The sequence below is a fragment of the Pseudomonas sp. R1-7 genome (assembly GCF_051132105.1).
Taxonomy (GTDB): Bacteria; Pseudomonadota; Gammaproteobacteria; order Pseudomonadales; family Pseudomonadaceae; genus Aquipseudomonas.
In genome coordinates this window covers 508,934-524,573 of sequence record NZ_CP071661.1, presented here as the reverse complement: position 1 = coordinate 524,573, position 15,640 = coordinate 508,934, and the positions used below count along the sequence as shown (strand labels likewise).

The window sequence follows — 15,640 nt, the reverse complement described above, 5'->3', positions numbered from 1 at the left end:
TAATCCCTGGTCAAGGAGACCATGATGCCGTTGAAGAAGATCGCCGTGACCGCCGCCCTGTTGCTCGGCACCCTGCCAAGCCTCAGCCACGCCCGTGATACCGCGCTGTTCCTGCCGTTCGATAAAGTGGTCGCCGAAGCTATCCGCACCGGCAAGATCGACGGCAGCGTGAAGTTCTACCTGGCCGGCAACAAACCGGCCGGCAACGTCACCGTGGTCAGCCCGGGCGCAGTGACCAACAAGAAAACCAACGCCTTCAACAAGTCCGACGAAGCGGCCTGCGAATGGGTGCTGCAATCAGCCCTGATCAGCCTGCACGAAGCCGCGAAGAACGCCGGCGCCAACGCCGTCACCAACATCGTCAGCTTCTACAAGCGCAACGAGCGCAAGGATCCGACGACCTACGAATGCCACGCCGGGGCGATCATGGCCGGTGTTGCGTTGAAAGGGGATTTGGCGAAGGTGCAGTAGCCTGGATTTTGGGGCTTACATAGATAAATCTACCGTGGGAGCGAGCTTGCTCGCGATTGCGTCAGTACATGCAGCATCACCGGCACTGACCCACCGCTATCGTCGGATCGCCGCCCGGAGCAAGCTCGCTCCCACAGGTATCGCCCCGTGGCGAGGGAGCTTGCTCCCGCTGGGCTGCGCAGCAGCCCCCCCAGCAACCTAGTTGTCCCCTCCTTCAAACTCCCTCTCCAACATCGCCAGAAACGCCTCCCTGGCCGGATGCCGTCCAGCGTTTTCATTCCAATAAAACAAATTGTCCACACCCGCCAATTCCGGGAACTCATACCCCGTCCAACCGGCTCCCTGGCGATACTGCTCATAGATCCCCCGCGGAACCAGCGACACACCGGCCCCGGCACTGACACACCCGACGATAGCGCCATAGCTGGCGATGCTGATGATCGGCTGCACCTGACCATGGCGCAGCAGCCACTGCTCCAGTGCCAGGCGGTACGGACAACCGACAGGCCACATGAAAATCGCCTGGCCTTGCAAATCCGCGGCACTGCGCAGCGGCCCGTGGGAATCGGCGGCAATGAGCACCAGATCCTCACGGTACATCACCGCTCGCTTCAGCCCGGGCCGCTCCACGTCAACCGCGACAATTACGCCATCGAGCCGGTGATGCGAGATATCGTCCAGCAGCTGAGCCCAGGTCCCGGTGCTCAGCTCCAACGACACCTGCGGAAATTGCGCATGATATTTGGCCAACAATTGGGGCAGGCGCCCGGTGGCGCTGGACTCGATCGCGCCAATGCGCAACGGCCCAATCGGAGCGTTGGACGGTGCGATTGCGCGGCGAGCCTCTTCCGCCAGGTTGAGGATTCTCGTCGCATATTCCAGGAATATTTGCCCCGCTGGGCTGACTCGCAACCCACGTCCCTCGCGGAAAAACAACGACGTGCCGAGCTCCCGCTCCAGCGACTTGATACGTGCAGTGACGTTGGACGGGACGCAGTGCAATGCTTCAGCGGCGCGGGCAATGCTGCCGGTGTCGCAGACCGCTTTCAGCATGCGCAGTTGGGACAGTTCCATAGCTCACCCAAAGTGAATGATTGACTGAGTTTAAGTCACTTGTGGTGATAGGCCGCGTTTTCGATACTCCGAGGCAAGCACTTGGATGAAGACGCGGCTGATGCTCAACAAAGGTTCGAAACGATCGACCGTAAAGGTGTCCCTGGCAGCAACGTTCGTCATTGTCTGCTGGGCCTACTCCCCGATTGGCATTCGCATTGGCCTCCAGGCATACGAACCCGGCCACCTGGCCTTGATGAGATTCCTCATCGCCTCGACATTCATGGCCGCAATCGCCTTGGTCAGGGGCATTTGCCTGCCTCGATTGAAGGACGTCCCGCTGCTCGCCCTGCTGGGTTTTTTCGCCGTCAGCCTGCATCACATCGCCCTCAACTACGGGCAGCGAGGTGTCAGCGCTGGCGCCGCCAGTGTCCTGGCCCAATCCACACCATTGTTCAGTGCGCTACTGGCGCGTTTCGTCTTCAAGAACAGCGTCAATGCGTGGCAGTGGATGTGCGTGCTGTTGGGGTTGGCGGGCGCTGCCGTAGTGGTCATGGGAGATCGTGGTTTGGGTCAGATAAATGCCCATGGGCTGCAGATCCTCCTGGCAGCATTATCCTGGAGCTTGTATTTCGCCCTGCAAAAACGCTATTGCCATCGCTACGACGGCTTGACCATGGTCTGTTACACCGTCTGGTCAGGCACCGCCCTGTTATTCATATTCGCGCCAGGGCTGCTGAACGAGGCGAAACAAACGCCCACTTCGGTGAATCTGGCCGTACTGATGCTGGGCATCTTTCCCAGCGCGCTGGCCTACCTTGCCTGGGCCTATGTCCTTGCCCGCAGCGACGTGAGCCGAGCCTCCATGGCGCTTTACCTGATCCCTCCGACCGCCATGCTGATGGCCTCGATGATCCTCGCCGAACGCCCATCGGCGATGGTCATCGTCGGGGCGGCCATCGTATTGACCAGCGTCCTTGCGCTCAACCTTGATCCTACGAGGCGACAAGTAAAACTCGGAAAGCGGAGCACCTAATTTCCGAAACGTCCCACAACAAAGCCCTTGAAGTTCGCGCTACGGTCACATCCCCACCAAAAGCCGAGAATGCCAAGGATGAATGAAGTGACCAAGAAAGCCGTGATCGTTTTCAGCGGCGGCCAGGATTCCACTACCTGCCTGATCCACGCACTGCCCCAGTACGACGAAATCCACTGCATCACCTTCGACTATGGCCAACGCCATCGCGCCGAGATTGAAGTAGCAAAGGACCTCGCCCGGCATTTTGGCGTGACGGCCCATAAGGTCCTGGACACCACGTTGTTGAACGAACTGGCGATCAGCAGCCTGACTCGCGAAAACATTCCGGTTCCGTCGGCGAACAGCAGCAAGGACGGCCCGCCCAATACATTCGTACCGGGTCGCAATACCCTGTTTCTGACGTTGGCGTCGATCTATGCCTATCAGGTGGGGGCTGAAGCGGTGATCACCGGTGTGTGCGAGACGGATTTTTCAGGGTATCCGGATTGTCGGGACAGTTTTGTCAAAGCCATGAACGTCGCGATTGAAACCGGCATGGATTACAAATTGCGCATCGAGACTCCGTTGATGTGGCTGAATAAAGCAGAGACTTGGGCACTGGCGGAGTATTACAACCAGCTGGAGTTGGTGATGAATCGGACGCTGACTTGTTATAACGGGATCGTGGGGAGCGGGTGTGGGGGATGTGATGCTTGTAGTCTTCGTGCAGGGGGGCTGAAGGCTTTTACTGAAAATAGGGAAAGGGTTAGCAAGACACTAAAAAATAAAATAAATATATAAGAAAAGCTAAGACCGACCCGCCCATCTGCATATATTTCGCTGCACGACTGATGCTCTCCACATGCGTGGCGTACCCCGGTATCTGCCCCGGCGCGCCAGCCTTGTTCCAGTGATGAACCAGACAACGGCTGGAGACGCCAATGGCTGGAATCATCTAAGCTTTACCAATAGTGCCCCGAGCATTATCCCAATCGACGCAACAAGCATCATCGCCACATAAATGTTCAGAAGTCGTTTCAGATGGAGCGGAAAGTTCTCGATATCGCCAGCGCTTACATCCCCAAGTTGAACGTATGCCCCTGGCCAAGTGACCATTCCGGCAATTTTGTTGACCCGCACCCATCCTCCGAACCGACCCTGTCTCCGCCATGCGGCCCCCCAAGTAGAGACATAACTGCCGTTGCCCAAAGCCTGCATCATAGAGTCCAGATGTCGATGACCTAGGTACAAGTTGAATACGACACAAAAAAAGGCCAGCAGATGCGGACTGCCAACAACAATGACAACAACCCAGGGCGACCAACTATCAATGCGAATCACGGTTGGGTACTCTCAAAAATAATCTCACCTATTGCCTCGCCCCCTATTCCGCCACCAGTCGTCCCTGCCCATGCGCCGGCCGCAACCACCGCCGCAACACAAACAACTCCCCCAATCCCCGTAGAAACACCAAGTGCAAGGCAAACGGGAGCACTCGCCCAAGAAGCAAGCCCCCCTATAGCTATTCCTCCCGTAGTCGATCCAACAAACTTCCCTCCCTCGGTAAACCTGACCCGCTCACAAGCCTCCTCAGAGCCCCCGTTACACACAGCCTGAACCGCCAGCACCGAAGACACCCCACCAATCCCAATCCCGACATACCCACCCATCTGCATATATTTCGCTGCACGACTGGTGCTTTCCACATGCGTGGCGTACCCCGGTATCTGCCCCGGCGCGCCAGCCTTGTTCCAGTGATGAACCAGACTGCGACTCGAAATTCCGAGAGCGGTTTTCAATTTGGGATGGTCTCCCAGCGTCGTATGGCCGCGCAGGCGGGTGGAGTTCAGCAAGTGCGCATCCAGCTGCGCGAGCAGGAGCCTGCGTTCGGTAAAAAATTGCGCTGATTTAAGATGCCCATGCTGGCGATAGCTGTCCTGATGCAAGCGCTCCATGGCTTGCAGGGTGTCGCGCAGGCTGGTCAGGTGTTTTTCCATCACCACGGCGCTCACGCCCAGCCAGGTCGAGGTCTGGCCGGTGAAGCTGGCAATCTCGGCCGCGTGGCGGTGCATGAAGTCGGCTTGTTCGGCCGTCAGGTCTTCGAGCGCAGCATTCACCGTTTCCGCTGCCGCCATCACTTGAGCTTCTTCGCGGGTGCATTGCAGGTTGTTCGGGTCGCTCAGCACGATCATCGAACCGGCTTTTACAACATCGCGGTGAGGGTTCAACGCTCGGAATTTGCGCAGCACCTGGGGGTTGGGCGCGGGGAATAGCGTGGCTTCCAAGGCTTCACGGCTCAAGCTTTCAGGGACGACATAGAAGCCCGGTTCCTGAGGTTCCAGGTGGGTGGATGCTCCGAACGGCAGGTGGCTCGATGGGCCGAAGGTCGAATGACCCGGTGTAGCTGAGGCATGGGGCGCGGGCTGTGGAGCCGGTTGAGCGGCGCGGCTGGCTTGTGGTGCGGGGCTGCCGTTCCTGTAGCTGGCCGTGAATACGGAAGGCAGCAGACGCGCGTTGCAGGGGCAGCCACTTTGGCTGTCCAGCGTACCTGCCATGAGCCGGCCATTGCTGGTCATGTGGGTTACACCGCCGATGATCCGATACGTTTTTCCATTCTTGCCGCACGTAACCCGGTCACCTTCACAGGCATGAAGGAGGCCGTCCAGACTGAAGCTGGCATCCCCATCCAGCACCTTCCCACCACAGGTGGTTTCGTCACCGAGTCCAATGTAATAACCCCGGTTCATTGGATGGCATCCTTCATTTCATCCGATGGTAGGTCGGCCCCCTGCGCCTGATCAATCGCGGGGAGAAAGTCTTCCGCCAACGGCACGCCCTCACGGGCAATGAGCAAGAACGCCCCTTGTGGCGTGTTGATAATTTCATCGCCATTGCTCAGGACGCTACCTACCAGCGCAACATGGCTGTTGCCCGCGCCCGCGCCAGTGACGATCCGCGCAGTGCGGCCATCGGCATACACAACCTGATCGCCCTTGCACGCTGCGCTGACTTGGCGTCCGTCGGCCAACGGCAGTTCAAACGACGCCGAGCCTCGCTGGATAACCCCGCCATCGCGGGTCTGGCTGCCTTCGGTGGCGACTCGGTAAATGGCGATCGGTGGATGAGCCTGGGCGTACGCCTGTCGTCGATTGACGATCGCTAACCCGTGTTCGTCGAAACCGGCAAGTTGCTGATCCGTGAAAGGTGAGTCGTCCAGGCGACGGAGATACTCAGCGGATGCTTCGTTGGTATAGGCGAGTTGCAGAGATGCGTGCATTTGTTCAAGGCTCCTACCCAGGGGTCGCTGTTCGCTTGGCCTCTGCCAAGTCGAACGAATTCAGAGCTATGAATAAAACGTTGTGTCGCGGATCAGCCGCAATCTCAAAGAAGAGGTATTTGGAGCGGAAAAGACGTTTCGCACAGTGAAGTATTCGTTTTCCTACATGTCCCAAGCCCCTACAACTCCACGCCCCCCCTCAACAACCCCACAAACGCCTGCGCCATCGGCGAACGCTGGTCCTTGCGCTGGACCAGCCACACCGCCGACACCGCCGCCGGGTCGAGCAGCGGTCGGTACACCACCCCATCGATACGCATCCGCTGGTACGACGCCGGCAATACCGAGACGCCCAGCCCTGCCGCGACCAAACCGATGATAGTCATGGCTTCGCCGGCTTCCTGGGCGAAATGCGGGCTGAAGCCGGCGTCGCGGGCCAGGCTGAGAAGTTGGGCGTAAAGGCCGCTGCCGTAGCTGCGGGGGAAAAATACGAACGGTTCCTGGGCCAGGGCCGAGAGAAACAGGCCGTCTTCATTGCCCTGGGCCAAGGGATGCTTGGCGCTGAGCACAGCCACCAGCGGTTCGCGGCTGAGTTCGATTTCGACCAGTGAATCGGGCAACGGCAAGGGTCGCATGATGCCCACCTCGATCACCTCGTCCATCAACGCGTCGGCGACCTGGGTGCTGCTCATTTCACGTAGGTTCAGGTGCACGGCCGGGAAGCGCTGACGGAACGAAAAAATCGCCTGGGGGATGGTGGAGTTGAAGGGCGCCGAGGAGGTAAAGCCGATCTTCAGCTCGCCCAGTTCTCCCAACTGAGCACGGCGGGCCACATCGGCGGCCTTGTCGACCTGGGCCAAAATCCGCCGCGCCTCTTCCAGGAACAAACGCCCGGCCTCGCTCAGTTCGACCCGACGGTTGGTGCGATCGAACAACCGGGCGCCGATCTCTTGTTCCAACGCCTGGATCTGCTGGCTCAAGGGCGGCTGGGAAATGCCCAGCGCCAGCGCGGCGCGGCCGAAGTGCAATTCTTCGGCGACGGCGATGAAGTAGCGCAAATGCCGCAGTTCCATGGGAAACCCTAGTAGGTCGTATAACGTCTTAAATAGGTCGAACAATATATTGGATAGAATCATTAGCTGGCTATATGCTTTTTTCATTGCCTGCCTGGCCGTGCTCCTCCGAGGTCCATCGTGAAAACTGCTGCCGCCCCACTCGCCCATGAAATCCCTCCCCGCGCGCAGGGTGATGTCGCTGCCGAATTGAAGGACATCTACATCGAGAAGGGCACGCCGATGTTCATGCGCACGGTGCTGGCGCTGTTCTGCGGAGGCTTTGCGACGTTTGCCCTGCTCTATTGCGTGCAACCGATGATGCCGCTGCTGTCCAAGGAGTTTTCCATCAATGCGGCGCAGAGCAGCCTGATCCTGTCGGTGGCCACCGGCCTGCTCGCCGTCGGCCTGTTGATCACTGGCCCGATCTCCGACCGCATCGGCCGTAAATCGGTGATGGTTGCGGCACTGTTCGCCGCGTCGGTGTGCACGATCGCCAGCGCGATGATGCCGACCTGGCAAGGCGTATTGCTGCTGCGCGCCTTGGTGGGGTTGTCGCTGAGCGGGTTGGCAGCGGTCGCAATGACCTATCTGAGCGAAGAGATTCACCCCAAGCACATCGGCCTGGCGATGGGGCTGTATATCGCCGGCAATGCCATCGGTGGCATGAGTGGGCGCCTGATCACGGGCGTGTTGATCGACTTCGTCAGCTGGCACACCGCGATGTTGGTCGTGGGTGGCCTGGCGTTGATCGCGGCGGCAGTGTTCTGGCGAATCCTCCCCGAATCACGCAATTTCCGTCCCCGCTCGCTGCACCCGCGCAGCCTGCTGGACGGGTTCATCATGCACTTTCGCGACGCCGGGTTGCCGTTGCTGTTTCTCGAAGCCTTCGTATTGATGGGCGCGTTCGTGACGCTGTTCAACTACATCGGCTACCGCCTGCTGGCCGCACCTTATCAGTTGGATCAGGCATTTGTCGGACTGCTTTCGGTGGTCTATCTGTCGGGGATCTACAGTTCGGCGAAAATCGGTGCAATGGCTGACAAACTCGGGCGCCGGAAAATGCTCTGGGCAACCATCGCGCTCATGTTGGCGGGGCTTGTCCTGACCCTGTTCACGCCGCTATGGCTGGTGATCGTCGGCATGCTGGTGTTCACCTTCGGCTTCTTCGGCGCTCACTCAGTCGCCAGCAGTTGGATTGGCCGGCGTGCGCTCAAGGCAAAGGGGCAGGCTTCGTCGTTGTACTTGTTCAGCTATTACGCCGGTTCGAGTGTCGCTGGTACGGCGGGGGGCGTGGCGTGGCACTTGGGTGGCTGGAACGGCACCGGACTGTTCATCGGCTCGCTGCTCATCATCGCTCTATTGATCGCACTGAAGTTGGCCAAGTTGCCACCGCTGGGCGAGATAAAAGCCTGAACGCATGAAACAGTGGCGGGAGCGAGTTGGCTCGCTCCCGCCACGGGTCAGTCGTGGTATTGCGCCGACAACTCGTGCACTGCCCGCAGGAAAGCGCCGGCGTGTTCCGGGTCGACTTCCGGCGTGATGCCATGGCCAAGGTTGAATACATGGCCGCTGCCCTTGCCGTAACTGGCCAGGATGCGCCCGACTTCAGCGCGAATGGCTTCAGGCTTGGCGTAGAGCACCGTTGGGTCCATGTTGCCTTGCAGGGCGACCTTGTGGCCGACGCGCTCGCGAGCGTTGCCAATGTCGCAGGTCCAGTCCAGGCCCAAGGCGTCGGCACCGGACTCGGCGATGCTTTCCAGCCACAGGCCGCCGTTCTTGGTGAACAGGATCACCGGGACTTTGCGACCTTCGTGCTCGCGGATCAGGCCGCTGACGATCTTGCGCATGTAGGCCAGGGAAAACTCCTGGTACGCCGCCGCCGACAGGTTGCCGCCCCAAGTATCGAAGATCTGCACCGCTTGGGCACCGGCCATGATCTGGCCGTTGAGGTAGGACGTGACCGACTGCGCCAGCTTGTCCAACAACAGATGCATGGCTTGCGGGTTGTCGTAGAGCATCGCCTTGGTCTTGCGGAAGTCCTTCGACGAGCCACCTTCGACCATGTAGGTCGCGAGCGTCCACGGGCTGCCGGAGAAGCCAATCAGCGGCACACGACCGTTGAGTTCACGGCGAATGGTGCTGACCGCATCCATGACATAGCCCAGGTCCTTCTGGGGATCGGGAATCGGCAGGGCTTCGATGTCGGCCAGGGTGCTGACCACTTTCTTGAAGCGCGGGCCTTCGCCGGTCTCGAAGTACAGGCCTTGGCCCATGGCGTCGGGAATGGTGAGGATGTCGGAGAACAGGATCGCCGCGTCCAGTTGCGGATAGCGGTCCAGCGGCTGCATCGTGACTTCGCAGGCGAACTGCGGGTTCATGCACAGGCTCATGAAGTCACCGGCCTTGGCGCGGCTGGCGCGGTATTCCGGCAGATAGCGACCGGCCTGGCGCATCATCCACACGGGGGTGACGTCCACGGGTTGCTTGAGCAGGGCGCGAAGGAAGCGGTCGTTCTTCAGGGCAGTCATGTCGGCATCCGGAAAAAAAGTGCGGGCATTTTCTCAGAGCGCGACGCAAAAGGCACGGCAAGAGCCGTGCCTTTTATCTATCGGGGCAATTTGTCGCGGGGCAACGCAGCCCTCTAACACCACAAAACAACTGTGGGAGCGAGCTTGCTCGCGATGGCGGCATGTCAGCCAATACATCTGGCGACTGACCTACCGCTATCGCGAGCAAGCTCGCTCCCACAGGATTGGTGTCGTTCGGTCAGACCTGCAGGTAATCCAGGATCCCTTCCGCCGCGTTGCGGCCTTCGAAGATCGCCGTCACCACCAGGTCGGAACCGCGGACCATGTCGCCACCGGCGAAGATCTTCGGGTTGCTGGTCTGGTGCTTGTACTGGCCCTGTTCCGGCGCCACGACGCGGCCCTGGCTGTCGGTCTGGATGCTGAACTGCTCGAACCACGGCGCCGGGCTCGGGCGGAAGCCGAAGGCGATGACCACGGCGTCGGCCGGGATGATCTCTTCGGAGCCCGGGATCGGCTCAGGGCTGCGGCGGCCGCGGGCGTCCGGTTCGCCGAGACGGGTCTCGACCACCTTCACGCCTTCGACCTTGTCTTCACCGACGATGGCGATCGGCTGGCGGTTGTAGAGGAACTTCACGCCTTCTTCCTTGGCGTTCTTCACCTCTTTGCGCGAGCCAGGCATGTTCGCTTCGTCACGACGGTAGGCACAGGTCACCGACTTGGCGCCCTGGCGAATCGACGTGCGGTTGCAGTCCATCGCCGTGTCGCCACCGCCGAGCACCACGACCTTCTTGCCTTTCATGTCGACGAAATCTTCCGGCGACTTTTCAAAGCCCAGGTTGCGGTTGACGTTGGCGATCAGGAAGTCGAGTGCGTCGTAGACGCCCGGCAGGTCCTCGCCGGCAAAGCCACCCTTCATGTAGGTGTAGGTGCCCATGCCCATGAATACGGCATCGTATTCTTCGAGCAGTTGCTCCATGGTCACGTCCTTGCCCACCTCGGTGTTCAGGCGAAACTCGATGCCCATGCCGGTGAAGACTTCGCGACGATTGCTCAGCACGGTCTTTTCCAACTTGAACTCGGGGATGCCAAAGGTCAGCAGGCCACCGATTTCCGGATTCTTGTCGAACACCACCGGAGTGACGCCACCACGCACCAGCACGTCGGCACAGCCAAGGCCCGCCGGGCCCGCGCCGATGATCGCGACGCGCTTGCCGGTCGGCTTGACCTTGGACATGTCCGGGCGCCAGCCCATGGCAAACGCGGTGTCGGTGATGTATTTCTCAACCGAACCAATCGTGACCGCGCCGAAACCGTCGTTGAGGGTGCAAGCACCTTCGCACAGGCGATCCTGCGGACACACCCGGCCGCAGACTTCCGGCAGGGTGTTGGTCTGGTGGGACAGCTCGGCGGCCTGGAGGATGTTGCCCTCGGCCACCAGTTTCAACCAGTTGGGAATGAAGTTGTGCACCGGGCACTTCCATTCGCAGTACGGGTTACCGCAACCCAGGCAGCGGTGGGCCTGGTCGGCCGACTGCTGGGGTTTGAAGGGCTCGTAGATCTCAACGAACTCTTTCTTGCGTTGACGCAACAGTTTCTTCTTCGGATCCTTGCGCCCGACATCGATGAACTGGAAGTCGTTATTCAGACGTTCAGCCATTGTTAAAACCTCATCAAACTCTTCAGGCGCATATCACTGCGGGTTGGCACGGGTGCTGGAAAGCAACGACTTCAGGTTGGCAGCCTTCGGCTTGACCAGCCAGAAACGACGCACGTAGTCATCGAGGTTCTCGGCGAGTTCACGACCCCACTCGCTGTCGGTTTCCTCGACGTACTCGTTCAGCACGCGTTGCAGGTGGCTGCGGTAGGCTTCCATCGCCTCGCCGCTGATCCGCTGGATTTCCACCAGTTCGTGGTTGACCCGGTCAACGAAGGTGTTGTCCTGGTCGAGCACGTAGGCGAAACCGCCCGTCATGCCGGAACCGAAGTTATAACCGGTCTTGCCCAATACGCAGACGAAACCACCAGTCATGTATTCGCAGCAGTGATCGCCGGTGCCTTCCACTACGGTGTGGGCGCCGGAGTTACGCACCGCAAAACGCTCGCCCGCGGTGCCGGCGGCGAACAACTTGCCGCCCGTGGCGCCGTAGAGGCAGGTGTTGCCGATGATCGCACTGTCCTGGGTCTTGTAGACGCTGCCCTTGGGCGGAACGATCACCAGCTTGCCGCCGGTCATGCCCTTGCCCACGTAGTCGTTCGCGTCACCTTCCAGGTACATGTTCAGGCCACCGGCGTTCCAGACGCCGAAGCTCTGGCCTGCGGTGCCCTTGAAGCGGAAGGTGACCGGTGCATGGGCCATGCCCTGGTTGCCATGCTTGCGGGCGATTTCACCGGAGATCCGCGCACCGATGGAGCGGTCGCAGTTGCAGATATCCAGCTCGAACTCGGCACCGCTCAGGTCGTTGATCGCCGCAGCGGCCATGTCGACCATTTTCTCGGCCAGTTCACCCTTGTCGAACGGCGGGTTGCGGTCAACATGGCAGAACTGAGGCTTGTCCGCAGGAATCAGATCGCTGCCCAGCAACGGGGTCAGATCAAGGTGATGCTGCTTGGCCGTCTGGCCTTCGATCACTTCCAGCAGATCGGTACGGCCGATCAGCTCTTCAAGCGAGCGTACGCCCAGCTTCGCCAACCACTCACGGGTCTCTTCGGCCACGTAGGTGAAGAAATTCACCACCATGTCGACGGTACCGATGTAATGGTCCTTGCGCAGTTTGTCGTTCTGGGTCGCCACGCCGGTGGCGCAGTTGTTCAGGTGGCAGATGCGCAGGTATTTGCAGCCCAAGGCGATCATCGGTGCGGTGCCGAAGCCGAAGCTCTCGGCGCCGAGGATGGCGGCCTTGATCACGTCCAGGCCGGTCTTCAGGCCACCGTCGGTCTGCACCCGGACCTTGCCGCGCAAGTCGTTGCCGCGCAGGGTCTGGTGGGTTTCCGCCAGGCCCAATTCCCATGGCGCGCCGGCGTACTTGATCGAGGTCAGCGGCGATGCACCGGTGCCGCCGTCGTAGCCGGAGATGGTGATCAGGTCGGCATAGGCCTTGGCCACGCCAGCGGCAATGGTGCCAACGCCGGCTTCCGCCACCAGTTTTACCGAGACCAGCGCCTTCGGGTTGACCTGCTTGAGGTCGAAGATCAGCTGCGACAAGTCTTCGATCGAGTAGATGTCATGGTGTGGCGGTGGCGAAATCAGGGTCACGCCGGGCACCGCATAACGCAGCTTGGCGATCAGGCCGTTGACCTTGCCGCCAGGCAGCTGGCCACCTTCGCCGGGCTTGGCGCCCTGGGCCACCTTGATCTGCAGCACTTCGGCGTTGACCAGGTATTCCGGCGTCACACCGAAGCGGCCGGTCGCCACCTGCTTGATTTTCGAACTCTTGATCGTGCCGTAGCGCGCCGGGTCTTCGCCGCCTTCACCGGAGTTGGAACGCGCACCGAGGCGGTTCATGGCTTCGGCCAGGGCTTCGTGGGCTTCCGGGGACAACGCACCGAGGGAAATACCGGCCGAATCGAAGCGCTTGAGCACCGATTCCAGTGGTTCGATCTCGCTGATGTCCAGTGGAGTGTCGAGGGTTTTGACTTTCAGCAGGTCGCGGATCATCGACACCGGACGGTTGTCCACCAGCGCGGTGTATTCCTTGAACTTGCTGTAGTCGCCCTGCTGCACGGCGGCTTGCAAGGTGTTGACCACGTCCGGGTTGTAGGCGTGGTATTCGCCACCGTGGACGAACTTCAGCAGGCCGCCCTGCTGGATCGGCTTGCGCGGGCTCCAGGCTTCGGCAGCAAGGGCTTTCTGTTCGGCTTCGATGTCGACGAAACGCGCACCCTTGATACGGCTCGGCACGCCACGGAAGCTCAGCTCGCAAACTTCCTCGGACAGGCCGATGGCCTCGAACAGTTGCGCGCCACGGTACGAGGCGATGGTCGAGATACCCATCTTCGACAGGATCTTGAGCAGGCCCTTGGTGATGCCCTTGCGGTAGTTCTTGAACACCTCGTAGAGGTCGCCCAGCACTTCACCGGTACGGATCAGGTCGCCCAGCACTTCGTAGGCCAGGAATGGATAGACCGCCGAAGCACCGAAACCGATCAGCACCGCAAAATGATGCGGATCGCGTGCAGTGGCGGTTTCCACCAGGATGTTGGAATCGCAGCGCAGGCCTTTTTCAGTCAGGCGATGGTGCACCGCGCCAGTGGCCAGGGAGGCGTGGACCGGCAGTTTGCCAGGGGCGATGTGACGGTCGGTCAGGACGATCTGGGTACGACCGGCGCGCGCCGCTTCTTCAGCCTGGTCGGCAATGTTACGGATCGCCGCTTCCAGGCCGACGCTTTCGTCGTAGTTCAGGTCGATGACCTGACGCTCGAAACCGGGACGATCGAGGTTGGTCAGCGAGCGCCACTTGGCCGGGGAAATGACCGGTGAGCTGAGGATCACCCGCGAGGCGTGCTCCGGCGACTCCTGGAAAATGTTGCGCTCGGCGCCCAGGCAGATTTCCAGGGACATCACGATCGCTTCGCGCAGCGGGTCGATCGGCGGGTTGGTCACCTGGGCGAACTGCTGGCGGAAATAGTCGTACGGCGTGCGCACGCGCTGCGACAGCACGGCCATCGGCGTGTCGTCGCCCATGGAACCGACCGCTTCGTAGCCCTGCTCGCCCAGCGGACGCAGCACCTGGTCACGCTCCTCGAACGTCACCTGGTACATCTTCATGTATTGCTTGAGCTGGTCGACGTCGTAGAAAGCCGAACCATGGTCGTTGTCTTCCATGGTCGCCTGGATGCGCAGGGCATTCTTGCGCAGCCATTGCTTGTATGGATGGCGGGACTTGAGGCGATTGTCGATCGCGTCGGTATCGAGGATCTGTCCGGTCTCGGTGTCCACGCCAAAGATCTGCCCCGGACCTACGCGCCCCTTGGCGATGACGTCCTGGGGCTGGTAGTTCCAGACGCCGATTTCCGAAGCCAGGGTGATGAACCCGTTGGTGGTGGTGACCCAGCGCGCCGGGCGCAAGCCGTTACGGTCGAGCAGGCACACGGCGTAGCGGCCGTCGGTCATGACGATACCGGCCGGGCCGTCCCACGGTTCCATGTGCATGGAGTTGTATTCGTAGAAGGCGCGAAGGTCCGGGTCCATGGTCTCGACGTTCTGCCAGGCTGGCGGAACGAGCATGCGCACGCCACGGAACAGGTCGATGCCACCGGTCACCATCAGCTCGAGCATGTTGTCCATGCTCGAAGAGTCCGAGCCGACGCGGTTGACCAGCGGGCCGAGTTCTTCGAGGTCGGGCATCAAGTCATTGGCGAACTTGGTGCGACGGGCCAGGGCCCAGTTGCGGTTGCCGGTGATGGTGTTGATCTCGCCGTTGTGGGCGAGGAAGCGGAATGGCTGGGCGAGCGGCCATTTCGGCAAAGTGTTGGTGGAGAAGCGCTGGTGGAAGACGCAGATCGCGGTCTTCAGGCGCTCGTCGCTCAGGTCCGGATAGAAGGCGGTGAGGTCCGCCGGCATCATCAGGCCTTTATAGATGATGGTCTTGTGGGAAAAGCTGCAGATGTAGTGGTCAGTGTCGGCGGCGTTGGCCACCGACGAACGGCGACGGGAGCTGAACAGCTTGATCGACATGTCCTGGTCGCTCAGGCCTTCGCCTGCGATGAACACCTGCTCGATCAGCGGCAGGCGCTCAAGGGCCAGGCGGCCGAGCACGCTAGTGTCGATCGGCACTTTGCGCCAGCCGACGAGCTGCAGGCCGGCGGCCAGGATCTCGCGGTTCATGTTCTCGCGAGCGGCTTGTGCCTTCACCGGGTCCTGATTGAAAAACACCATGCCCACGGCGTACTGCTTGGGCAAGGTCACGCCAAACGTTTCCTGGGCGATGGCACGCAGGAACTCGTCGGGCTTTTGAATCAGCAAGCCACAACCGTCACCGGTCTTGCCGTCGGCGTTGATCCCACCACGGTGGGTCATGCAGGTCAGGGCCTCAATGGCCGTTTGCAAAAGGGTATGGCTGGGCTCGCCCTGCATATGGGCTATCAGGCCGAAACCGCAGTTATCCTTGAATTCATCTGGTTGGTACAGACCTGCTTTCATAGACACTTTCTCACCAGGCTGCCTCTTAACGAGGCAAATTTCTTTTCAATTCAACCAGTTGCATGTCGCGCCGAACGTACGCCAGCTTTGCGGGGGCAA

General features: G+C 60.5%; 11 protein-coding genes. 4 read left to right on the top strand and 7 right to left on the bottom strand.

The genetic code is table 11. The annotated features are described in order from the left end of the window. The first annotated feature begins 24 nt into the window (after positions 1-24). On the top strand, positions 25-471 hold the full coding sequence (locus J3P79_RS02380) for an excinuclease (RefSeq protein ID WP_434607839.1): 447 nt from the start codon (positions 25-27) through the stop codon (positions 469-471). A 198-nt stretch (positions 472-669) separates the two neighbouring features. Here the strand turns inward: J3P79_RS02380 and J3P79_RS02375 are convergent, their stop codons facing one another. Then, entirely contained in the window at positions 670-1,545 is an 876-nt protein-coding gene (locus J3P79_RS02375; protein ID WP_434607837.1) for a LysR family transcriptional regulator, read from the bottom strand. Positions 1,546-1,630: 85 nt separating this feature from the next. Between J3P79_RS02375 and J3P79_RS02370 the strand changes: the two genes are divergently transcribed. After that, complete coding sequence (locus tag J3P79_RS02370; protein WP_434607836.1) at positions 1,631-2,560, top strand: DMT family transporter; 930 nt, start codon at positions 1,631-1,633, stop codon at positions 2,558-2,560. Positions 2,561-2,647: 87 nt separating this feature from the next. Then, positions 2,648-3,343: a 7-cyano-7-deazaguanine synthase QueC gene (gene queC, locus J3P79_RS02365; protein WP_434607834.1), complete on the top strand. Its 696-nt coding sequence runs from the start codon at positions 2,648-2,650 to the stop codon at positions 3,341-3,343. Between the two features lie 536 nt (positions 3,344-3,879). Here the strand turns inward: queC and J3P79_RS02360 are convergent. The 3 genes from J3P79_RS02360 to J3P79_RS02350 all read right to left on the bottom strand — a co-directional run bounded on the left by J3P79_RS02360 (position 3,880) and on the right by J3P79_RS02350 (position 6,892). Continuing rightward, complete coding sequence (locus J3P79_RS02360) at positions 3,880-5,289, bottom strand: PAAR domain-containing protein (protein WP_434607832.1); 1,410 nt, start codon at positions 5,287-5,289, stop codon at positions 3,880-3,882. After that, on the bottom strand, positions 5,286-5,819 hold the full coding sequence (locus J3P79_RS02355; RefSeq protein ID WP_434607830.1) for a hypothetical protein: 534 nt from the start codon (positions 5,817-5,819) through the stop codon (positions 5,286-5,288). The genes J3P79_RS02360 and J3P79_RS02355 overlap by 4 nt, the downstream gene beginning before the upstream one ends. A 179-nt stretch (positions 5,820-5,998) precedes the next feature. Continuing rightward, the gene (locus J3P79_RS02350) at positions 5,999-6,892 is read right to left on the bottom strand and encodes a LysR substrate-binding domain-containing protein (RefSeq protein WP_434607828.1); all 894 of its coding nucleotides are present in this window, start codon (positions 6,890-6,892) and stop codon (positions 5,999-6,001) included. Between the two features lie 153 nt (positions 6,893-7,045). Here J3P79_RS02350 and J3P79_RS02345 point away from each other — a divergent pair, with 153 nt between their 5' ends. Next, the gene (locus J3P79_RS02345; RefSeq protein WP_434611322.1) at positions 7,046-8,287 is read left to right on the top strand and encodes an MFS transporter; all 1,242 of its coding nucleotides are present in this window, start codon (positions 7,046-7,048) and stop codon (positions 8,285-8,287) included. Positions 8,288-8,334: 47 nt separating this feature from the next. Here the strand turns inward: J3P79_RS02345 and hemE are convergent, their stop codons facing one another. The 3 genes from hemE to gltB form a co-directional block, all read right to left on the bottom strand. Then, positions 8,335-9,402 carry a uroporphyrinogen decarboxylase gene (gene hemE / locus J3P79_RS02340; protein WP_045154911.1) on the bottom strand — a complete coding sequence of 356 codons (1,068 nt, stop codon included), beginning with the start codon at positions 9,400-9,402 and terminating at the stop codon, positions 8,335-8,337. A gap of 238 nt (positions 9,403-9,640) precedes the next feature. Beyond that, the gene (locus J3P79_RS02335; RefSeq protein WP_003196992.1) at positions 9,641-11,059 is read right to left on the bottom strand and encodes an FAD-dependent oxidoreductase; all 1,419 of its coding nucleotides are present in this window, start codon (positions 11,057-11,059) and stop codon (positions 9,641-9,643) included. Between the two features lie 33 nt (positions 11,060-11,092). Then, a complete protein-coding gene (gene gltB / locus J3P79_RS02330; protein ID WP_434607826.1) occupies positions 11,093-15,541 on the bottom strand; it encodes a glutamate synthase large subunit in 4,449 nt (1,482 codons plus the stop codon). Between the last annotated feature and the right edge of the window lie 99 nt (positions 15,542-15,640).

What these genes read in the sequence shown, in the direction of transcription:
- J3P79_RS02375 (WP_434607837.1), bottom strand. Translation starts at nt 1,545, where the DNA reads ATGGAACTGTCCCAACTGCGCATGCTGAAAGCGGTCTGCGACACCGGC.
- J3P79_RS02335 (WP_003196992.1), bottom strand. Translation starts at nt 11,059, where the DNA reads ATGGCTGAACGTCTGAATAACGACTTCCAGTTCATCGATGTCGGGCGC.
- hemE (WP_045154911.1), bottom strand. Translation starts at nt 9,402, where the DNA reads ATGACTGCCCTGAAGAACGACCGCTTCCTTCGCGCCCTGCTCAAGCAA.
- J3P79_RS02360 (WP_434607832.1), bottom strand. Translation starts at nt 5,289, where the DNA reads ATGAACCGGGGTTATTACATTGGACTCGGTGACGAAACCACCTGTGGT.
- J3P79_RS02350 (WP_434607828.1), bottom strand. Translation starts at nt 6,892, where the DNA reads ATGGAACTGCGGCATTTGCGCTACTTCATCGCCGTCGCCGAAGAATTG.
- J3P79_RS02355 (WP_434607830.1), bottom strand. Translation starts at nt 5,819, where the DNA reads ATGCACGCATCTCTGCAACTCGCCTATACCAACGAAGCATCCGCTGAG.
- J3P79_RS02380 (WP_434607839.1), top strand. Translation starts at nt 25, where the DNA reads ATGCCGTTGAAGAAGATCGCCGTGACCGCCGCCCTGTTGCTCGGCACC.
- J3P79_RS02370 (WP_434607836.1), top strand. Translation starts at nt 1,631, where the DNA reads ATGAAGACGCGGCTGATGCTCAACAAAGGTTCGAAACGATCGACCGTA.
- gltB (WP_434607826.1), bottom strand. Translation starts at nt 15,541, where the DNA reads ATGAAAGCAGGTCTGTACCAACCAGATGAATTCAAGGATAACTGCGGT.